General features: G+C 41.5%; 24 protein-coding genes. 21 read left to right on the plus strand and 3 right to left on the minus strand.

Annotated elements, in window-relative coordinates; translation table 11 throughout:
• Positions 1 to 160: 160 nt before the first annotated feature.
• On the minus strand, positions 161 to 985 hold the full coding sequence (locus tag ACTNB8_RS14360; RefSeq protein WP_441055763.1) for a 3-isopropylmalate dehydrogenase: 825 nt from the start codon (positions 983 to 985) through the stop codon (positions 161 to 163).
• A 360-nt stretch (positions 986 to 1,345) separates the two neighbouring features.
• On the opposite strand from ACTNB8_RS14360, the gene ACTNB8_RS14365 reads away from it, so the two are divergent.
• The 14 genes from ACTNB8_RS14365 (at position 1,346) to ACTNB8_RS14430 (ending at position 12,754) form a co-directional block, all read left to right on the plus strand.
• Positions 1,346 to 1,810 carry a metallophosphoesterase family protein gene (locus ACTNB8_RS14365; protein ID WP_441055765.1) on the plus strand — a complete coding sequence of 155 codons (465 nt, stop codon included), beginning with the start codon at positions 1,346 to 1,348 and terminating at the stop codon, positions 1,808 to 1,810.
• 143 nt (positions 1,811 to 1,953) lie between these two features.
• Positions 1,954 to 2,163, plus strand: coding sequence for a hypothetical protein (locus ACTNB8_RS14370; RefSeq protein ID WP_296156399.1), 210 nt, complete (start codon positions 1,954 to 1,956; stop codon positions 2,161 to 2,163).
• A gap of 55 nt (positions 2,164 to 2,218) precedes the next feature.
• Positions 2,219 to 3,214 (plus strand): helix-turn-helix transcriptional regulator, encoded by a 996-nt coding sequence (locus ACTNB8_RS14375; protein ID WP_441055767.1) that lies wholly within the window; start codon positions 2,219 to 2,221, stop codon positions 3,212 to 3,214.
• Positions 3,211 to 4,179 carry a biotin--[acetyl-CoA-carboxylase] ligase gene (locus ACTNB8_RS14380; protein ID WP_441055769.1) on the plus strand — a complete coding sequence of 323 codons (969 nt, stop codon included), beginning with the start codon at positions 3,211 to 3,213 and terminating at the stop codon, positions 4,177 to 4,179. The genes ACTNB8_RS14375 and ACTNB8_RS14380 overlap by 4 nt, the downstream gene beginning before the upstream one ends.
• Before the next feature lie 195 nt (positions 4,180 to 4,374).
• Entirely contained in the window at positions 4,375 to 5,040 is a 666-nt protein-coding gene (locus ACTNB8_RS14385; protein ID WP_441055771.1) for a F0F1 ATP synthase subunit A, read from the plus strand.
• A gap of 40 nt (positions 5,041 to 5,080) precedes the next feature.
• Positions 5,081 to 5,299 (plus strand): ATP synthase F0 subunit C, encoded by a 219-nt coding sequence (atpE, locus tag ACTNB8_RS14390; RefSeq protein WP_296041868.1) that lies wholly within the window; start codon positions 5,081 to 5,083, stop codon positions 5,297 to 5,299.
• Between the two features lie 47 nt (positions 5,300 to 5,346).
• A complete protein-coding gene (gene atpF / locus ACTNB8_RS14395) occupies positions 5,347 to 5,847 on the plus strand; it encodes a F0F1 ATP synthase subunit B (RefSeq protein ID WP_441055773.1) in 501 nt (166 codons plus the stop codon).
• A complete protein-coding gene (gene atpH / locus ACTNB8_RS14400) occupies positions 5,828 to 6,331 on the plus strand; it encodes an ATP synthase F1 subunit delta (RefSeq protein WP_441055775.1) in 504 nt (167 codons plus the stop codon). The genes atpF and atpH overlap by 20 nt, the downstream gene beginning before the upstream one ends.
• A gap of 5 nt (positions 6,332 to 6,336) precedes the next feature.
• A complete protein-coding gene (atpA, locus tag ACTNB8_RS14405) occupies positions 6,337 to 7,851 on the plus strand; it encodes a F0F1 ATP synthase subunit alpha (RefSeq protein WP_441055777.1) in 1,515 nt (504 codons plus the stop codon).
• Positions 7,852 to 7,870: 19 nt separating this feature from the next.
• Positions 7,871 to 8,761, plus strand: coding sequence for an ATP synthase F1 subunit gamma (gene atpG, locus ACTNB8_RS14410; protein WP_441055779.1), 891 nt, complete (start codon positions 7,871 to 7,873; stop codon positions 8,759 to 8,761).
• 5 nt (positions 8,762 to 8,766) lie between these two features.
• On the plus strand, positions 8,767 to 10,158 hold the full coding sequence (atpD, locus tag ACTNB8_RS14415; RefSeq protein ID WP_441055804.1) for a F0F1 ATP synthase subunit beta: 1,392 nt from the start codon (positions 8,767 to 8,769) through the stop codon (positions 10,156 to 10,158).
• A gap of 17 nt (positions 10,159 to 10,175) precedes the next feature.
• On the plus strand, positions 10,176 to 10,586 hold the full coding sequence (gene atpC, locus ACTNB8_RS14420) for an ATP synthase F1 subunit epsilon (protein WP_441055780.1): 411 nt from the start codon (positions 10,176 to 10,178) through the stop codon (positions 10,584 to 10,586).
• 125 nt (positions 10,587 to 10,711) lie between these two features.
• A complete protein-coding gene (locus ACTNB8_RS14425) occupies positions 10,712 to 11,863 on the plus strand; it encodes an alanyl-tRNA editing protein (protein ID WP_441055781.1) in 1,152 nt (383 codons plus the stop codon).
• 15 nt (positions 11,864 to 11,878) lie between these two features.
• Positions 11,879 to 12,754: an amidohydrolase family protein gene (locus ACTNB8_RS14430; protein WP_441055786.1), complete on the plus strand. Its 876-nt coding sequence runs from the start codon at positions 11,879 to 11,881 to the stop codon at positions 12,752 to 12,754.
• Here ACTNB8_RS14430 and ACTNB8_RS14435 read toward each other — a convergent pair.
• Together ACTNB8_RS14435 and ACTNB8_RS14440 are read right to left on the minus strand one after the other, a co-directional pair.
• On the minus strand, positions 12,735 to 13,874 hold the full coding sequence (locus ACTNB8_RS14435) for a hypothetical protein (protein WP_441055788.1): 1,140 nt from the start codon (positions 13,872 to 13,874) through the stop codon (positions 12,735 to 12,737). The genes ACTNB8_RS14430 and ACTNB8_RS14435 overlap by 20 nt on opposite strands.
• Complete coding sequence (locus ACTNB8_RS14440; RefSeq protein WP_441055790.1) at positions 13,871 to 14,638, minus strand: GNAT family N-acetyltransferase; 768 nt, start codon at positions 14,636 to 14,638, stop codon at positions 13,871 to 13,873. Before ACTNB8_RS14440 ends, ACTNB8_RS14435 begins: the two co-directional genes overlap by 4 nt.
• A gap of 424 nt (positions 14,639 to 15,062) precedes the next feature.
• On the opposite strand from ACTNB8_RS14440, the gene ACTNB8_RS14445 reads away from it, so the two are divergent.
• From ACTNB8_RS14445 to ACTNB8_RS14475, 7 genes are all read left to right on the plus strand, one after another.
• Positions 15,063 to 15,557, plus strand: coding sequence for a prepilin peptidase (locus tag ACTNB8_RS14445; protein WP_441055806.1), 495 nt, complete (start codon positions 15,063 to 15,065; stop codon positions 15,555 to 15,557).
• Positions 15,554 to 16,567: a hypothetical protein gene (locus ACTNB8_RS14450; protein WP_441055792.1), complete on the plus strand. Its 1,014-nt coding sequence runs from the start codon at positions 15,554 to 15,556 to the stop codon at positions 16,565 to 16,567. The genes ACTNB8_RS14445 and ACTNB8_RS14450 overlap by 4 nt, the downstream gene beginning before the upstream one ends.
• The gene (locus ACTNB8_RS14455) at positions 16,564 to 17,754 is read left to right on the plus strand and encodes a CpaF family protein (protein WP_441055794.1); all 1,191 of its coding nucleotides are present in this window, start codon (positions 16,564 to 16,566) and stop codon (positions 17,752 to 17,754) included. Before ACTNB8_RS14450 ends, ACTNB8_RS14455 begins: the two co-directional genes overlap by 4 nt.
• The gene (locus ACTNB8_RS14460; RefSeq protein WP_441055796.1) at positions 17,751 to 18,494 is read left to right on the plus strand and encodes a type II secretion system F family protein; all 744 of its coding nucleotides are present in this window, start codon (positions 17,751 to 17,753) and stop codon (positions 18,492 to 18,494) included. Before ACTNB8_RS14455 ends, ACTNB8_RS14460 begins: the two co-directional genes overlap by 4 nt.
• 6 nt (positions 18,495 to 18,500) lie before the next feature.
• Positions 18,501 to 19,532, plus strand: coding sequence for a type II secretion system F family protein (locus ACTNB8_RS14465; protein ID WP_441055798.1), 1,032 nt, complete (start codon positions 18,501 to 18,503; stop codon positions 19,530 to 19,532).
• 22 nt (positions 19,533 to 19,554) lie between these two features.
• Positions 19,555 to 19,686: a hypothetical protein gene (locus ACTNB8_RS14470; RefSeq protein WP_441055800.1), complete on the plus strand. Its 132-nt coding sequence runs from the start codon at positions 19,555 to 19,557 to the stop codon at positions 19,684 to 19,686.
• A 466-nt stretch (positions 19,687 to 20,152) separates the two neighbouring features.
• Positions 20,153 to 20,668: a metallophosphoesterase family protein gene (locus ACTNB8_RS14475; protein ID WP_441055802.1), complete on the plus strand. Its 516-nt coding sequence runs from the start codon at positions 20,153 to 20,155 to the stop codon at positions 20,666 to 20,668.
• Positions 20,669 to 20,775 lie beyond the last annotated feature (107 nt).

The raw sequence follows: 20,775 nt of genomic DNA on the forward strand, positions 1-20,775 counted from the left end.
CTGCATTTTTCGTCATCATAAAAAACACCGCCCTTCTGATATTTATTATATCAGAAAAGCGGTTCCAACAATAGCAAAACCCTGCAAAAGCAGGGCTTTGTCTACAGTCTGGAGGCTGCAGGAAGTTCCTGCAGCCTTGTTTTGGGGTGATGTGAAATTATCAGTATTTTCTCAGATATTCTTCTGCCTCTGCCTGGTTAAGGGAAAAGTATTTCATGAGTTTTTCACAGATCTGGCTGGGAGTCATCTGTAAGTCACGGAAACCGGCGATGAAGGCTTTTATGCCTTCAAGTCGTCCTTCAGAATGTCCTTCGGCCAGACCTGTAGCGCGTCCTTCGGCCAGACCTTTAGCCAGGCCTTCAGAACGTCCTTCGGCCAGTGCTTTGACACGCCCTTCGGCCAGCTCGTCAGCAAATAACATTTCCAGGGCTTCACACATCATAATTCTCACCTCCTGAAATTTTTGGTAGTTGGCACGTGTGATCACATCCATGACAGACTGGTAGAGAATGTCATTTTTGTGAGGATTATAATTATCGGCTATTTCCTCAATATCCCGGGTATCTGTTATGTCATTACGGAGATTGTAGAGCCAGAAATTTTTCTCTTTTGTAAGTTGCGGGAGAACAATCAGCTGCATGGTGAAAGGATCACCGGTAAGGTCATAGACCCCGGAATCTCGTTTATGTATCTGGATCTTGCGGAATACCCGAAGATGGCGGAGCATTTTTCTGGGATAATGACTGCAAATGAATGTCAACGTGATTTCTTCAGGATCAGGCTTTTTTTCGGCAGGCATGTCTGCCAGGAATTTACATGCATAAGAATATACTTTATAAAAGCTTCTGACAGTCATAAGATCATCCGGCGATTTGTATTCCACAAAGTTGTAGGTACGGAAAATCTGTGCCAGGTTACTGTGAAACTGAGCATTTTTATGTGAGCAGGTGATCAGCAGGTCACTGCGCATGGGCTGTTTTCCCAATAGGTATTCTCCTCTGAAATGTAGTTTATCAAGATCAGCATGCAGTTCGATCTCTGCAGCAGAACGAAAAGCAGTATGCCAGTCAAGATTAAAATCAGGAGTATTGCAAGAACATATCGTTCCTAAACTAAGTATAATATACCTCCTTGTGTATTTCAAGTTTTTTTGGAAAAAACCGGACGAACGTCCGTGAACGGTTAAAAGATGTTGCTGAATTGACAATTCATAGTATTTATGATAATAGCATATGTAACAGAATACAATAAAATTTCATCGTATTATTTTGGCATAAATCGACACTGACTGCTGTCTGTTTTTTGCAGTTACAGTAACCCGGTATGTGGAGGTCAGTTATGATAAGTGGAGAGAGAAAATGACAAGAAAATCGGAATCATTTCAGACACGCATGGTCTTTTGAGAAAAGAAGTTAAAGATATTTTAAAAACCTGTGACTGTATTTTGCATGCAGGCGATGTTGATCGACCTGAAATTCTGGATCAGTTGAGAGTACTGGGAAATATATATGTGGTCAGAGGTAATAATGATGGATCCTGGGCAGAAAAAATTTCACGCACTCTTCGTTTTGAGATTGCAGGGGTAAATTTTTTTATGGCCCATAATAAAAAAGATGTTGCATGGGATCTTGGCAGTGTGGAGATTGTAATAACCGGTCATACACATACGTATTCTGAAGAAATAAAAGACGGGCGCCTGTGGCTGAATCCCGGGAGCTGTGGAAGGAGCAGATTTGGAGGAGAAGTTACAATGGCTGTAATGGAGATAGACGAGGAGAAATATCAAATTTCAAAAATAATTCTAAAATAATTTTGTAAAGATATATGTCTGAACAAATTAGAACATATATTCGAATAAAAACCAAATGTACCGTTTTATTGGACATAAAATATGAGATACTCCATATATCAGAAAAAACGTTCGGAAAATATGTTCGATATAAGGAGAAAAATATGGTACATGTAACTGAAAAAAAGAAAGATAATGACAGAAAATTTTCAAGTTCTATGGCTATGCTGCTGGGAATTCTGGTAACAATGGAAATTATGGTGTTTGGGGCAATGTTGCTGAATGTGGATTTCCATTCAGCAGACAGGATTGCCGTAGTACTTGCATTTATGGTATTATATTCTGGTGTGGTGGCAGCGCTGACTGATAAATAGCATATTCACGAAAACTAAAAGCTGCTGTAAATAGTAGTATTTGGAGAAGTATATTATGCCGAAGTCATTCAATCAGAAAATAAAAATCCTGTATCTGATGAAGATGCTACAGGAAAAAACCGATAAAGATCATCCTGTGTCTGTAAATGATATTATTCAATATATGGACAGCTATGGAATCAGTGTGGAGAGAAAGACGGTTTATGATGATATCGAAACATTGAAACTATTTGGAATGAAAATTCAAAATCGAAGAGGCAAAAACGGAGGATATTATCTGGCTGAGCGTGAGCTTGGACTTGCTGAGCTGAAATTTCTGATGGATGCTGTGCAGTCATCACATTTTCTGACTCATAACCAGACAAGAGAGCTGCTGCGTAAACTGGAACATCTTACCAGTGTTGGTGAAGCGCGCAAACTGAAAAGTCAGATGGCTGCGGAAGTAGGGATAAAGTCGGTTAATGAAGCAGTGTATGAATGTATTGAAGGTATTTATGAAGGAATATCAGATAACAGACAGATAAGTTTTTATTATTGTGAATGGACCTTATCAAAAACTCTGAAACAGAAGCATAATGGAGAGAGGTACCGTGTGAGTCCATGGGAACTCATATGGAAAAACGAAAATTATTATATGCTTGGTCTTGATGAGAAGAGCGGAATAGTAAAGCATTATCGTATAGATAAAATGATGCATGTGACAGTAGAACAAAATAAACGCAATGGAGATGCAGTTTTCAGAAATTTTGATCTGAGCAGATTTTCAACCAGCACATTCGGAATGTTTGGAGGAAAAGAACAAAGTGTGCGAATGGAATTTGAAAACAGATTTGTCGGTGTTGTGTTGGATCGTTTTGGACAGGAAGTTATGCTGATTCCAAAAGATGAGGGACATTTTTCGGTTCAGACCAGAATCAGTGTCAGTACACAGTTTTTTGGCTGGCTGGCAGGGCTGGGAACCGGAGCAGTCATTGTGTCCCCGGAGAACATCCGCGGAGAATATATTTCTTTTTTAAAGAAAACATTAGCAAATTATGGAGAAAGTATATGACAGTAAAATCAAAATTATTGGGGCTGCTGGAGCAGCAGAAGGGAAACGTATTATCTGGTGAAAAACTGGCAGAGGAACTGAGCTGCACCAGAGCGGCTATATGGAAAGCTGTAAAATCCCTGAGAGAAGAAGGATACATTATTGAAGCAGGACAAAATAAGGGCTATATGCTGGTGAAAGACAGTCACCGTCTTTCATGTGAGGCAATACAGCCCTTTTTAAATTTAAAAGAAGTATATATGCAGGTATATCCGGAAATAGATTCCACGAATAAAGCAGCAAAACAGGCGGCTGTTAATGGGATAGCTGAACACGGGAGCTTTGTGCTGGCTGCCAGACAGACAGCGGGACGTGGCAGACGTGGCAGAAGCTTTTATTCACCGGAAGATGCCGGGATATATCTCAGCGTGATTCTGGAACCACGGGGAAATCTTCAGGAAAATCTTCTACTGACGGCAGAAGCAGCAGTTGCTGTATATAAGGCAGTAAAAGAAGTGACAGGTATCGAACTGGATATTAAATGGGTAAATGACCTATACTATCATGGAAAAAAAGTCTGTGGAATTCTGACAGAGGCTATTACAGATTTCGAAAGTGGAAATATTGAGTTTGCAATAGTGGGAATCGGACTGAATCTGTATGAAACCGCTGAAGGATATCCGGAAGAGCTTCAGGGGATAGCTGGAGGGTTGTTTACTGACAGAGACAATGCTTCAGAGCTTGACCGCAACAGGCTTGTAGCTGCAATCATAAATAATCTGCTGATTGAAACACAGGAAATACAGCTTCCGAAAGAATATATTGATCAAAATATTGTACCCGGAAAAAAGATACAGATCAGGGATGGCAAATATGTAAGAGAAGCTCAGGCGCTGGAAATATGTCAGAATGGAAGACTGAAAGTCAGAGAGATGGATGGTACGGAGTCTATGCTGTCGTATGGCGAAATTTCAATCATAATATAATAGGAAGTTATATTAAATATAATTGTGAATAATGCATAATTTGATTTTTCATTGTTGGACAATATGGTGAAAATGAATATTGACTTTTTTTTATCAAGGTGACAAAATGAATTAACAAATGGCAGACCGGTCTTACCAATATGGGCACCGATCGAGAGAAAAGGAGGGAGAACGACGGGAAATTTATCAGCCACATTGGCGGAAGAGCTTGAAAGTAAAACAGCGTTCACCATACCGGTTTTTGGTGGTATACCTGTTGCTGAGAGCGTAGTTGTGACCTGGGTGATCATGGCGGTTCTGGTAATCATTTCTCTGATACTGGTCCGAAATTTAAGTGTCGAGAATCCAGGCAAGAAACAGCTTCTTCTGGAATCCGGAGTCAGTTTTCTTCAGAATTTCTTTATGGGAATTCTTGGAGAAGAGGGAAAACGATATGTTCCCTATCTGATGTCCACTGTTGTCTATATCGGAATAGCCAATATTGCTGGTGTGTTTGGCTTCACGCCACCGACAAAGGATATGAATGTCACTATAGCACTGGCATTGATGAGCATTATTCTGATCGAGTATTCGGGATTCCACAAGAGAGGTACAAAGGGCTTTTTACACAGTTTTGTTGAGCCGGTCCCGATTATGCTTCCGATTAATATTCTGGAGTTGGCAATCAGACCTACTTCTCTTTGTATGCGACTGTTTGGTAATGTTCTGGGTAGTTTCGTTGTAATGAAACTTCTGGAATTTATCTGCCCGGCAATTTTGCCTATACCATTCAGTCTGTATTTTGATTTCTTTGATGGATTTATACAGGCATATGTATTTGTATTCTTAACATCTCTGTTCATCAAAGAGGCAATTGAATGAAAAATAATAAAAAAACTTGTTATCACAGGAGGAAAAAATTATGTTAATCGCAATTGGTGCAGCTATCGCAGTTCTTACAGGTATTGGAGCAGGTATTGGTATTGGAATGGCAACTTCCAAGGCAGTTGAAGCTATTGCAAGACAGCCTGAAGCAGAAAGCAAGATCAGCAAGAACCTGCTGCTGGGTTGTGCTCTTGCCGAAGCAACAGCTATTTATGGTTTCGTTATCGGACTTCTGATCATCATCATGCTGGGCTAAGAGAACAAGGTTAATATATTCGATATTAAGAGAGGCAGGTGGACCAGGTGATAAAAATTGACATCAACCTTGTCTTTACGATCATTAACCTGTTGGTTCTTTATGTATTGATGAAGAAATTTTTATTCGGACCGATCATTAAAGTGATGGACGAAAGAAAGGCTATGATCGATCAGCAGTTTGCGGGAGCAAAAGAAATGGAAGACAATGCCAGAGTACTTCAGAGTAAATATGAAAACGCACTGAAGTCAGCGAAGGACGAGTCTTACCAGATTATGGAACAGGCCAGAAAAGAGGCAAAGATTCAGACAGAGCGTACGGTAGAAGAAACCGCTGCAAGAGTAGATGCAATGCTGGCAAAAGCGCAGGACGATATCAGAACGGAGCGTGAGAATGCCATGCGTCAGATGCAGGGCGATGTAGCCGCTCTGGCAATGGAAGCAGCCGCAAAAATCGTTGGTAAAAATAATGGTGCAGATCAGGATTTATCCTTATATGACCAATTTTTAGAAGAAGCAGGTGATCCCGATGACAGTGACCGCCGTTAATTATGCAAAAGTTCTGAAAGAGCTTTCTGTTTCTGAAAAATCTATTCAGGACACAAGAGAAATATTCCGGGAGGTTCGAGAGCTCACAGAGAGCCTGGAGAATCCGCTGGTGCCGTTCGAAAGTAAAAGCAGGATTATTGACAGAGTAATACCAGAAGATATGAAAAACTTTGTCAAAGTCGTTTGCAAACATCATGAAACAGGACTTCTGAAAGAAATTTTTGAAGATTATGATGAACTGTGCAGGAAACAGGCGGGAATCACGAAAGCAGTTATGTGGTATGTGACCCTGCCAAAGCCGGAGCAGCTTGAAGGCATCAAAGCATTTCTGTGCCGTGAATTTCAGGTGCAGAAAGCCGAAATAGAAATGAAAGAAGATAAAAGCCTGATTGGAGGATTTATACTTCAGGCAGGTGGACGTGAGTATGACTGGAGCCTGCGGGGACGCTACCGCAAGCTGGAACAGAAATTAACCCGGAGGTGAACACGTTGAGTGCTATCAATCCAGATGAGATTATTTCCATTCTGAAAGAAGAAATAACAAATTATGATGAAATCAGCCAGAACCAGGAAGTAGGAACAGTCATTTCCGTAGGAGATGGAATTGCAACAGTCTATGGAATTGACCATGCTATGTATGGCGAGGTTGTAGTTTTTGAAAACGGACTTAAGGGAATGGTTCAGGATATCCGTACGAACAGTATGGGTTGCATTCTGTTTGGAAAAGATACTGGAATCAGAGAAGGTACAAAGGTAACAAGGACAGGTAAACAGGCCGGTATTCCTGTTGGTGCAGGTTTTATTGGCAGGATTGTTGATGCTCTTGGAGCACCAATCGATGGAAAAGGTGATATTAAAGAAGAAGGATATCGTCCGGTAGAAAATCCGGCACCTGGAATTATCGACCGTAAATCAGTAACTGTCCCATTGGAAACAGGTATTCTTTCCCTTGATTCCATGTTCCCTATTGGACGTGGTCAGCGAGAACTGATTATCGGTGACAGACAGACAGGTAAGACATCTCTTGCAATAGATACGATTCTGAACCAGAAAGGCAAAGATGTTATCTGTATTTATGTGGCAATCGGACAGAAGGCTTCTACCGTAGCCAAGGTAGTATCCAATCTTGAAAAATATGGTGCAATGGAATATACAACTGTATTCTCCTCTACAGCAAGTGACTGTGCACCACTTCAGTATATTGCGCCATATGCAGGAACAGCTCTTGCAGAGTTCTTTATGTATCAGGGCAAAGATGTACTGATCGTATATGATGATCTTTCCAAGCACGCAGTTGCATATCGTGCGCTGTCTCTGCTTCTTGAGCGTTCTCCAGGACGAGAAGCTTATCCGGGAGATGTATTTTACCTTCATTCCAGACTTCTGGAACGTTCCAGCCGCCTGAATGAAGAAGCAGGTGGAGGATCAATCACTGCCCTTCCTATTATTGAGACTCAGGCAGGAGATGTATCAGCATATATTCCGACCAATGTAATATCCATTACAGATGGACAGATCTTCCTGGAAAGTGATCTGTTCTTCTCAGGTATGCGACCGGCAGTTAATGTAGGACTTTCTGTATCACGAGTAGGTGGTGCTGCACAGACAAAGGCAATGAAGAAAGCTTCCGGAAGTGTGCGTATCGATCTTGCTCAGTATCGTGAGATGGAAGTATTTACACAGTTCAGTTCAGATCTTGATGATGCTACAAAGGCACAGCTTGCATATGGTGGCTGTCTTATGGAACTTCTGAAACAGCCATTGTGTCATCCTCTTACTCTTCATCAGCAGGTAATCACTTTGTGGACAGCAACCCACAAAAAGATGGTTCATGTAGATAAGAAAAATGTAAAGAAATATCAGATGGACATGCTTGAATATTTTGAAAATGCATATCCGGAAATCGGAAGAGAAATCGAAGAGACAAAGCAGCTCAGTGATGAACTGGGAGAAAAGATCCTTCAGGTTGCAGACGAATTCAAAGACCGTGCAGCTGCAAAGTGATTTGGGATAGGAGGAACTTATGGCAAATGCAAGAGAAATAAAGAGCAGGATAAACAGTGTCCAGGACACTATGAAAATCACTAATGCCATGTATATGATTTCCTCTTCCAAGATGAAAAAAGCCAAAAAGATACTGTCGGATACAGAACCTTATTTCTATAATATGCAGGGAGCTATTGCACGAATACTGAGACACATTCCAGATACGGAGCATCCGTTTTTCAGTGTACGTCATCTGATCCCGCAGGAAGAACGTAAAGTTGCAACGATTGTTGTTACCGGCGATAAGGGAATGGCAGGAGCATACAACCATAATATTACCAAAATGACAGAAGAGTTTATGGAAAAAACACCAGGTTATCATAAACTTTATGTCCTTGGTATGGTTGGACGACAGTATTTTGATAAAAAAGACGTAGACATGGATGGAAGTTTCCGTTACACAGTACAGAAACCGACCATGCATCGAGCGAGACTGATCAGTGAGGAAATTGTAAGAAGTTTTCTTGAAAGAGAAGTAGATGAGGTGCATATTATTTACACACAGATGCAGAATGCAGTTGTGATGGAACCTGTAAATATGCAGCTTCTTCCCCTGAAGAAAACAAGTTTTTCACCACTTCAGATTCCGGCAGAAGTTCATCAGGAAGAAATCGAGATGTTTCCGTCAGCAGAAGGTGTGCTGGACATTATGATTCCAAACTATCTGACAGGTGTTATTTATGGTTGTCTGGTTGAAGCCTACGCCAGTGAGAATAATGCCAGAATGACAGCTATGCAGTCATCAACAGACAGTGCGAAGAAGATGCTGCAGGAATTGTCAATTCAGTATAACAGAGCCCGTCAGGCAGCAATTACACAGGAGATCACTGAGGTTTGCAGTGGTGCGAAGGCTCAGAGAAGGAAGTGACGATGATGAATAAAGGTAAGATTGTACAGGTCATGGGACCTGTTGTAGATGTTGTTTTTGAAGATGGACAGCTTCCTGATATCAAGGATGCCCTGGAAGTAGAAAACAATGGAAAAAGATGCGTGATGGAAGTCTCACAGCACCTGGGAAATAATGTGGTACGCTGCATTATGTTAAGTGCCAGTGAGGGACTTCAGAGAGACCGTGAAGTTATCGCAACAGGAAGCGGCATTAAAGTTCCGGTTGGTGACTGTACACTGGGAAGATTGTTTAATGTTCTCGGAGATACAGTAGATGGTGGCGAAAGCCTGGAAGATGCAGAACATTGGGTAATTCACAGAGATCCACCTTCTTTTGAAGAACAGAAGCCTGCTGTTGAAATTCTTGAAACAGGAATTAAGGTTATCGATCTTCTTGCCCCATATGCCAAAGGTGGTAAGATTGGTCTGTTCGGTGGTGCCGGTGTAGGCAAAACTGTCCTCATTCAGGAGCTTATCCAGAATGTTGCTACAGAACATGGTGGATATTCTATTTTCACAGGTGTTGGAGAACGTTCCCGTGAAGGAAATGACCTTTGGAGTGAGATGAAGGAATCAGGTGTCCTTGAAAAAACAGCCCTGGTATTTGGACAGATGAATGAGCCGCCGGGATCACGTATGCGTGTTGCGGAAACAGGTCTGACAATGGCCGAATATTTCCGTGATACAGAGCACAGAGATGTACTTCTTTTTATTGATAATATTTTCCGTTTTGTACAGGCTGGTTCCGAAGTTTCCGCATTACTTGGCCGTATGCCTTCAGCAGTTGGTTATCAGCCAACTCTGGCGAATGAAATGGGTGAACTTCAGGAACGAATCGCTTCTACAAAATCCGGATCAGTAACATCTGTTCAGGCTGTTTATGTACCTGCCGATGACCTGACTGACCCGGCACCGGCAACAACATTTGCACATCTGGATGCTACAACTGTACTGTCCAGAAAAATTGTTGAACAGGGTATTTATCCGGCCGTTGATCCGCTGGAATCTACATCACGTATTCTGGAAGCAGATGTTGTTGGAGAAGAGCATTATGAAGTTGCACGTAAAGTTCAGGAAATTCTTCAGAAGTACAAAGAGCTGCAGGATATTATATCCATTCTTGGTATGGAAGAACTTTCAGATGAAGATAAAAATACTGTTTTCCGTGCAAGAAAGATTCAGAAATTCCTGTCCCAGCCATTCCATGTAGCTGAGAACTTCACAGGTATTCCTGGAAAATATGTTCCACTGAAAGAGACCATCAGAGGATTTAAAATGATCATCAACGGTGAGATGGATCAGTATCCGGAAAATGCTTTCTTTAATGTCGGAACAATTGATGAAGTAATTGAAAAAGCAAAAACTCTTGAGCAATAAGCAGGAGGGTGAAGCTTATGGAAAGTACATTCGGTCTTGAAATATATGCAGCTAACAGGCTGTTTTACGCAGGAAGAGCAAGGTCACTGATCATTCCGGCAGAAGATGGACAGAAAGAATTTCTTGCACATCATGTGGATATGATATGTGCGATTGTTCCGGGAGAAATGCGTTATGAGGATGCAGAAGGAAACTGGCAGACAACAGCTGTAAGTTCTGGATTTGTTGAAATGATTAATAATCGTGTGAAACTGTTTTGCCTGACTGTGGAGCGTCCGGAAGAAATTGATGTCCGCAGGGCTGCGGAAGCAAAAGACCGGGCAGAAGAGCAACTGCGTCAGAAACAGAGTATTCTGGAATATCACAGAAGTCAGATGGCGCTGGCGAGAGCTATGACCCGTCTTCGTGTCACAAAAGAATTGAAGTAATCGAAAAGGCAGATAATGCATTGGCATGTCTGCCTTTTTCTGTTCATGAGGGAAAAGCTGTGTTATACTGAAAAACAGAATAACCGATTATTTACAGAAACAGCAGGAGAAAGAAGGATGGCATTATGAGTGAGACAAAAAAACTTTATTATGAGGATGTTTACCAGAAAGAATTTACTGCTACAGTACAGGAGTGCAGAGAACTGAAAGATGGATATGGAATTATTCTTGATCAGACTGCTTTTTATCCTGAGGGAGGCGGTCAGCCCTGTGATTTTGGTACATTAAATGATATTCCGGTCACCGATGTGCAGGAAGAGGGAGAAGTGATCGTTCACCATACAGAAAAGGCAATAGAAGTGGGACAGGAAATAAAGGGAAAGATAGACTGGGAACGACGTTTTGATCTGATGCAGCAGCATTCCGGCGAACACATTGTAAGTGGTCTGATCCATGAAGCCTATGGTTATAATAACGTAGGATTTCATATGGGAAGTGATGTAATAACAGTAGATCTCAGTGGAGTTCTTACAGAAAAGCAGCTTCAGGAAATTGAAGAAGAAACAAACCGTAAAATCTGGGAAAATACAGCTGTGGAAGTTTTTTATCCATCTGAGGAAGAACTTGAAACACTGTCTTACAGAAGCAAAAAGGAACTGACCGGACAGGTACGCCTTGTTCGTTTTCCGGGTTCGGACCTCTGTGCCTGCTGTGGTACACATGTGACTCATACTGGTGAAATTGGAGCAGTGAAGATCCTCACAGTAGAAAATTTTCGTGAAGGTGTGAGAGTTACCATGATCTGTGGAAAACGTGTACTTGACTATCTGAATATGGTCAATGATCAGAATCATCAGATTTCGGTTAAACTCTCTGCTAAAACAGAAGAGACAGCCGCTGCTGTAGAACGTCTTCAGGATGAAAATTTCCGTCTGAAGGGAAAACTCATGCATATGGTGGATGAGTTGAGCGAAACAGAGGCACAGCGTTATGAGGATGCCGGAAGTGTGCTTGCTTTTCATGAAGGACTGGAAGCAGATCAGGTGCGTAAGATGGCTGATGCGATTATGCAGAAATGTTCCGGCTGCTGTGCTGTATTTTCCAGAAATGAAGATGGAAGTTACAAATATGCAATGGGAGAACTGAATGGGGATCTCCGTCAGTTTACGAAAGATATGAATGCAGCTCTGAATGGAAGAGGCGGCGGGAAACCGTTCTTTGTACAGGGATCTGTGAAGGCAACAGAAGAAGAAATCCGCCAGTTTTTCCGTCAGTAAAGAGGTGCAGAAGAAATGTTTGGAGAATGCCATGCGCATGTATTTATGAATGGTTATGATTATCACAGAGCTGTTGAGGATCACAGAAAGTCTGTGAATGAGACAGCAATCCGTCAGTGCCTCAAGGCATACCAGGAGAACAACGTTTCTTTTTTACGAGAGGGAGGAGATCCATATGGTGCATCCAGGCTGGCACGGAGTCTGGCACCGGAGTATGGAATAGATTATCGTACACCCATATTTGCCATACATAAAGAAGGCCACTACGGGGCAATTGTCGGCAGAGGGTTTTCTACTATGAAAGAATTTTATCAGAGGGTCTGTGAAGCTCGTGATGAAGGGGCCGATTTTATAAAAATCATGACAACCGGTCTTCTTGATTTTAATGATCACGGGAAAGTAACAGGAACTCCGCTGGATAAAAAAGAAGTGAAAGAAATGGTACATATTGCTCATGAGGAAGGCTTTGCAGTAATGAGTCATACAAATGGCGTTTATGGTGCGCAGGCTGCATTAGAGGCAGGCGTGGACAGCCTGGAACATGGAAATTATATGGATGAAGAAACAATTTCCATGCTTGCCGAGAGTAATACGGTGTGGGTACCTACGCTGGTTACTGTGAGAAATCTTCTGGGAGATGGGAGATATGGAGATAAAATTCTGAAACCGATAATCTGCAAGGCTGAAGAGAATCTGAAACTTGCATTTGATAAAAAAGCCAGGGTTGCGCTTGGAAGTGATGCAGGAGCATACAGAGTAATGCATGGTATCGGTATCGGTCAGGAATATCAGGCATTTCTGAAAATCCTTGGCGATACCGATGAAGTTAAAAACTGGATGAAGAATGGTGAAAACGAAATTAAAAAGCGTTTCAGGCATCCTCAATCTTAAGGGCAGTATAGATATTAGAGGTACGACAGTCTGCCGGGTTAAAGTAAATTTTTACAGAACTTCCGGTAAGAAGACCACCGGTAGAAGTGTTTGTCACACCTTCTGTATAACATGTGATATACATACCATCATAAGTAAGAAGAGTGATGGTATTGGAAGTAGAAGCAGTAATATCTCCGGTTACGCTGAAAGAAGGACTTCGGTTGCGGGAACTTTCCGGTGTTTCTCCCGTAATACCGAGAAGCGTAATTCCGTCCAGTGTACTTCCGTTAAAATCACCCGTATAAGTAATAGTTACATGAGAACCAATAGATGTTCCACCGTTAAAGTAACAGGGAATTCCTGCCATATTCAGTTGCAGTATTGTGCTGGTGTTGTCGATTGCAACTGTCAGGGAATTCAGTTGTATATTCTGGATGACGGCGCGCATCTGGTTCTCTTTTTTTGTTTCCTGTCCCTCTACAGGGGCTGGTGTAGGTGTCGGAGATGGAACAGCCAGAGGATCGATATCTGAAATGCTGAAAATTCTGGTATGAGTGCCGTCCAGTGCATTGGGGTTATCTGGTGAACTGACAAAATTTCCCTTATAATGCAGGTAAACAGGAGTATTTGTCTGAATCCCGCTCTGATAATATTGCTCTGTACCGGTTATTGGACAGGTAATGATCTGATTATCACCTGTTTTTATAACCGCAGAATTGGAAGTCAGATTCTGAAGCTGTCCCTGAACAGTATTTTCTTCTATTGTATTGTTCTGGTGATAATCATCTACAACTTTCAGGGCTTTCACAGTACTGGTGTCAGTATCCTGAAGCTGTCCCTGATATATCACACAGACACTGGCACCGGCAAGCAGTCCGTCCTGACATTCAACAGTTGCCTGCGAAATATCAAAAGTGTAGGAGGCAGAGTCGCTGGAAACAGTAACCTGATTACCATTAAAATCCTGCAGTATTCCTCGAATTTCGTCCATATATACACGGTTGCTTTCTGAAGGAGCATTCTGTGTTTCTTCTGTATCACCGGTGGAAATATACTGATCGACAAGATCGCCGGCACTGCATCCGCTGAAAGTAAGACTCAGGCTGATACAGAAAAAGAATGCGAGTGCTTTTTTCATAATTCGACTCCGTTCTGCCGGGGTTGAACCCGGAACCAATAAGTATAAAAATATTTGAACCCAAGAGAAGAATAAAGATTCTGAGCAGGAGTATTTCCTTTAACTACCTGCAGATAGGCGTTTTCAGCGCCTTTTTTTGCGCCTTCTTTCAGAAGAGAGGTGCATATCTGACGGGCAAAACCATGTCCGCGGTACTTTTCTTTTACATGGATTGCATAAATTCCAATGTAATCTCTGTCAAGTATGCCAAGACCTGTTGCAATGATCTTACCGTCTTTCCAGATGGACGCACAGACAGTTTCTTTCGGGATTGCCCTGTACATGGAAGGAACGACTGCTCTGTGGATAGGGTTAGTCATGCCTTTCAGATCAAAAAGGCTTGTGATCCAGATGTCGGGAATCTCATCTGTCAGTGTCACATTAGGACAGGATACAGACAGATCTGCCTCAGAAAGGCTGACGGTCATGACTTCAGTAGTGTGCTGAATGTCATAGCCTCTGTTTTCAAGAGTATAGTCAAAATCCGGAGATACCAGTGGGCTGATCTTGAAAATTGCAGGTGAGCCAAGTCTTTTGTATACATTCTCGCAGTAAGATACTTTTTCGCGCCAGGAAAGAGTTGAAGTTCCGAACTGTTCTACGCTGTTGGTTCTGTGTGTGTAGAAATAAGAAAAGCGCAGAATCCATCCGTCATAAAGTTCCATCTTATGTGACGGCCATGCATTTAATGACATATCTTCTATTTTTTTGATTTTTTTTTCCATGAAAAAGCCTCCTGTATGCTGTATCCTCTGCAATGAGAAGAAGTAACTTTCATTATACCGAAGAGAAATGAAATGTGCAAGTAACTGTTCACAGGTAATATCCCGCGAGGTGTTTTGCCATGAATATGGCAAAATCCCGAGACATGCAGGGCAAAATCCCATCACCGAAGGTGATTTGGAATGGATTTTGACCAAGTTGCTGTGAACGGAGTGAACAGTAACATGTGCAAGTAACTGTGAAAGTTGTTGAAATCAGCTGTCCGAATTTGACGAACGAATTTTCTTTACAAAGCCTTATGTGCCTCCTATAATAAGACTCACCAGAAGTCATCTGGTATTCCTAACCGTCAGGTCAGACGGACTTATCCCATTTAGTATTTAACTTAATTCAGAAAGGAGGAGGAGAACATTTACTGTTGACCGAATTGTATTACTCACCATTGCCGGAGTAGCTGTTGTTATGGATCTGTATCAGATGCAGATAAAAAACAGCTGGATTGCGTGTTCCCTTCTGGCAGGTTTTGTGTTACAGCTGTTTCGGAATAATATGAACGGAATTTCCAGCTTTCTGGCAGGAGGAACGCTGCCGGTTCTGATACTTGGAAGTCTGTTCTGGTTTCGGATGCTGGGACCGGGGGACATCAAACTGTTCTGCGCACTTGGGGGAATAATGGGTCCCACAGTTGTCTGTAAATGCATCTGGTATGCATTTCTTTCAGGAGCAGGAATTTCACTGGCAGTGCTGATCTCAAGCGGAGAAGCAGGGAACAGAATACAGTATCTGACCGGATATATAAATGCTTATATCAGGACAGGAAAAAAGAAACCCTATTATCGAAAGGGAACAGCTGTGGAGAATATTCATTTTACTGTTCCTGTGTTTATGAGTGTGATGTTGTATGCAGGAGGTATATATTGAAAAAACAGATTTTTGCAGTTTGTGACCTTGAAGAAGAATATGCTCGGAATTTTATGGAGTATCTGAACCAGAAAAAGAATCTTCCATTTGAAGTACAGGCTTTTACAAATGTAGAAAGCCTTCTGGCTTACGGCAGCGAAAATCATATTGAGTTGCTGCTGATTTCTGCCCAGGCCATGTGCAGAGAAGTGGAAGAACTAAATACAGGAAAGACTATGATACTTACAGAAGGAACAAAGCCAGAAGAATTTGACGCATATGCGGGAGTATATAAATATCAGGCTTCCTCTGACATTATAAGAGAAGTTATGGCATGTTATGGTGAAAGCAGGATTCTTTTGCCGCAGCAGGTACCTGCTCTGAAGAAAACAACGGAGATACTGGGTGTATATTCGCCTGTCGGGCGCTGCCTTCAGACATCTTTTGCACTTACCCTGGGACAGATTCTGGGGCGGGAAAAGTCCGTATTGTATCTGAATATGGAGGAATATGCAGGGTTTGAGGAACTTCTGGGAAGAACTTTTCATGGGACGCTCAGTGATCTTCTGTACTATGCAAGGCAGGAAGAAACGAATCTTATGGTACAGCTTAACGGGATCGTACAGAGTATGGGGCATCTGGATTTTATACCGCCCGTACAGTTTCCGGAAGATATACGACAGACGTCATTTGAAGAATGGGAAGGATTTCTGAAAGAGCTTGTTCTTCACAGTTCGTATGAAATAATTATTCTGGATATTGGAAACGGGATTGATGAATTGTTCCGACTTCTGGATATGTGCAGCAGAATCTATATGCCTGTGCGTTCAGATATGATGTCTAGGTGCAAAACAGAACAATACGAAAACATGCTGCGTATGAGAGACTGGGGACAGATACTGGCAAAAACAGTAAAAATGCACCTTCATCTGAAAATGGGAGATCTGAAGGGAACGGCTTTTGTGGAGCAGCTGGTGTGGAGCGAACTTGGAGATTATATCAGAGAAATGATCAGGAAAGGAGAAATATGAGCAAAGAAACATTTCAGGAGCTTCGCAGTCTTCTTATGGAAAAACTGGATCTTGCCAGAGAATTATCTGATAAAGAAATACTGGAACAGATTGATGAACTGATTCTTACGGGAATGAGAGATTCCTGTCTTTCGTTGAAAGAAAAGGTTCAGCTCCGGCAGGAATTATTTCATTCTGTACGAAAACTTGATGTTCTTCAGGAACTGATCGAAGATGAGACAGTGACAGAAATTATGGTAAATGGACCGGAAGATATTTTTGTGGAACGTAAGGGCAAGCTGAAAAAATGGGATAAATGTTTTACTTCCAGAGCAAAACTGGAGGATGTGATTCAGCAGATTGTTGGAAGATGTAACAGAGTGGTCAACGAATCAATGCCTATAGTGGATGCCCGTCTGGAAAACGGTGCCAGAGTAAATGCGGTGATTCGTCCGGTTGCACTGAATGGTCCGATTCTTACGATTCGAAGATTTCCGGATACACCGATAACAATGGAAAAACTGATTTCACTTGGGAGTATTCCTGCGGAATGTGCAGAGTTTCTGGAAAAACTGGTAAAAGCAAGATATTCCATGATTATAGGAGGTGGAACCGGAAGTGGCAAAACCACGTTTCTTGGAGCACTGTCAAATTATATTCCATCTGATGAAAGACTGATCACGATTGAGGATAATGCAGAACTTAAGATACAGGGAATTGCCAATCTGGTGAGACTGGAAGCCAAAATGGCAAATGTGGAAGGTGCTTCAGAAATAACAATTCGTGATCTGATAAAGACAGCCCTCAGAATGCGCCCTGACAGAATTGTTGTAGGAGAAGTCAGAGGCGGCGAAGCAGTTGATATGCTGCAGGCACTGAATACAGGGCACGAGGGAAGTCTGAGCACTGCACATGCAAACTCGGCAAAAGATATGCTCTCCAGACTTGAGACTATGACTCTTATGGGAGTAGAGCTTCCTCTTGAAGCAATAAGAAGGCAGATTGCGTCAGGTGTGGATATTCTGATACATCTCGGCAGAATGCGGGACAAAAGTCGTAAAGTGCTGGAAATAACTGAAGTATGCGGCTTTGAGGAACATGAAATCAGAACAAGAACATTATATCAGTGGCAGGAAGGAAGAGGGCTGGTGCAGACGGCTTCTCTTAAGAACAGGGAAAAACTGATCAGGGCAGGGGTGAGCATATGAAGGAAAATTACGGAGAATATCGGTTTTCCGGGAGAGAAGTTCTGAAATACCTTGTACAGTGCCTGGTCATCTGTGGAATTCTGGACTATCTGTTTTATCAGAATCAGTGGCTGATGATTCTTTCAATCCCGATATCAGTAATCTGGTTGAAAATCAGAAAAAAGCAGCTTATCAGAGAGCGGAAGAAAAATCTGAATTATCAGTTTAAAGATGCACTGAATTCTCTGAGTGTTGCAGTTCAGGCAGGATATTCTGTTGAAAATGCTGTAGCTGCATGTGCCAGAGACCTGGAAAGGCTTTATTCTGTGGATTCAGATATTCTCAGAGAGTTTCATTATATGGAAAGTCAGCTGAAGATCAGCGTCCCTGTAGAAGAACTGTTTCTCAGCCTTGGAAAAAGATGTCAGATTGAAGATGTGGAAAATTTTGCAGCAGTGTTTTTTGCTGCAAAAAGAACTGGTGGCGATATGGTAAAGATCATACAGACATCTGCCAGAATGCTTGGAGATAAAATCGATGTAAAAAGAGAAATAGAGTCTACTCTTGCGGCCAAAAAGGCAGAACAAATGATCATGAGTTTCATGCCGGCAGGAATTATTTTTTATCTGAAACTGACTTCACCGGGATTCTTAAATGTGTTGTATGGGAATCTTTTTGGAATCTGTGCAATGACATTATGTCTTGGAATTTACGGGACTTCTTACTGGCTGGGATGCAAAATTGTAGATATTGAGGTCTGATAAAATATGTGGATACACATTGTGATTTTTATAATGGCTGTTGGAGTTGTGCTGGTCTGGAAGGCAGGATGGATACGACTGGAGGGGCTGGCAGATAAAAAAAGCATGCAGTTATTTTTTCTGGTTGCAGTCTGCGGAAATATTCTTGGCATGATGCTGACTCTGACACAGGGAATGACGGAAGTTTATCCTGAGCATCCCAGAATAAAAAAAGAAACTTCCGGTGCATATACTGAAGAGTTTCAGCTGTCAGTAGATGGAGAGGAACCGGAAACGCTGCAGGTACAGATACCGGAAAAAGAAACAGCACAGAATGATACTGCAACTGAAATGGAAGAACCGGAAACTCCGGAGAAAACCAGAGAGAAAGAACTTCTGGAAGAAATTGCCAGATACAATGAACAGAAACAGGATCCGGATTATTATTATCTTCCAGATCAGTGGAATGGAAAGAAACTGGAATGGCAGAAACCGGGAGACAGCTCCGGGTCAATGATTGCAGCGCTGGCCTTTTTTGCAGCTTTTGTGATCATGTTGAAAAAAGCAAGAGAAACGCAGCAGGAACTGGCAAAGCGTTCAGAACAGCTTCTGACAGATTATCCTTCACTGATTATGAAATTTACACTTCTGGTGCAGGCAGGAATGACCGCAAGAAGGGCATTTCAGAAAATAGGATCAGATTATCTGAAAAACCGTCCAAAAACAGAAAGATATGCATATGAAGCGATAGTTATAGCCTGCCATGAAATGGAGAGTGGTGTTGCGGAGCTGGAAGCATACAGGAGATTTGGAGAACGGTGTGGACAGATAAAGTATAAAACATTTTCGACGCTTCTTATCCAGAATCTGCAGAAAGGAAGCAGAAGAATGGCAGAAATGCTGGAGCGGGAGGCACTGGAAGCCTGGGAAGAACGTAAAAGAAAGGCAAGAGTTCTGGGAGAGGCGGCAGCGACAAAACTGCTGGTGCCGATGATCATGATGCTGGCGGTGGTGATGGCTGTTGTTATGATTCCTGCATTTTTGTCTTTCTACGGTTAAACAATGAAATGGAGGTAAAGGAATGGGAAATTTTTTGAAGACAGCAGAAGAATTTGTACATGAAGAAGATGCAGTTGGAGTTGTTGAAATTATTTTGATATTGGTGGGAATATTCACCCCTTATTATAGGGTGGGTATAAGGTGTATGGCGTAAGAATATGTGGATAAATAGTACGATAAATACAGGGAAAGGTGGAAAGTGTGCATGGCGTACATGGAAAAAGGGGATAGTAGCGAAGTTGTCCTAGTCGGGTACTATAATGTCTTATTCTACTTAATTTTCAAAGTCGGTTCGGAAGAATACAAAAAGAATATTCTTATTAATCGGATAAATAGTGGAGAAAAAATGTTGATGAGAGATATTTATGAATGGTGCCAGAAACAGCAAGTACCTTTGAAAATGAAATATATTTATAGAAAAGATTTTTCACTTATGGCGAATTTGTGGAACTTTTATTCTTTCTGCAGATTTAAGATAGAAACTAAATACTATTATTAGAATAGGCGGTCGATTTTGTAGCAATAGATAATGCTATCTGTAAAGCCTAATAAAGAAAAATGAATTGTCCGTTCTCCCTGTATAGGTGTATAATTAAAAAAAATATGCATAGGAGAAAACAATGAGAATTACAATTTGTCATTTCAGTGATATACATTTTGGAGAAGATGGAAATACTGTATTGGAGAAAAAGGAAAAAATTTGTAATGCTATTTTACAAAATGCTTTAAAAAGAGATATAGTTTTATTTATTGTATCAGGTGATATTGCACAGGCAGGGCAGAAAAAAGAGTATGAAATTGCATTAAATTTTTTTATGGAAGTTCAGGAATATTTAGAAAGACGTAAGGAACTGAGAATTTTGTTCTTTTTTGTTCCGGGAAATCATGATTGCGATTTTACGGATGCACAGAGAAATAAAGATGATGATTTGAGAAGAGATAAAGTTGTGAGTGAGCGGGCTCATATATCTGAAGAGGATTTAGTGTATTATATTGATGGACTGTGCCAGAAACAACAAAATTATTGTGATTTTATAGATGTGTTTGAATATGATAGTTTAGAGGGAATTCAGGTAAAACGAATTTCCAGTTCTAAATTATTGTTGCAATACGAAATTTTGATTGATAAAAAGTAACCGCCAAATAATGATGCGGTCAGATATAAAATTACCCCAGCCCTTTGCGAGTTGGAGTAATTCACTATAATTCACATGCGATTTTTGATAGATTGGAGTTTTTCACT

Origin of the sequence: Blautia sp. HCP28S3_G10 (assembly GCF_052065235.1) — a bacterium.
GTDB lineage: Bacteria > Bacillota > Clostridia > Lachnospirales > Lachnospiraceae > Blautia_A.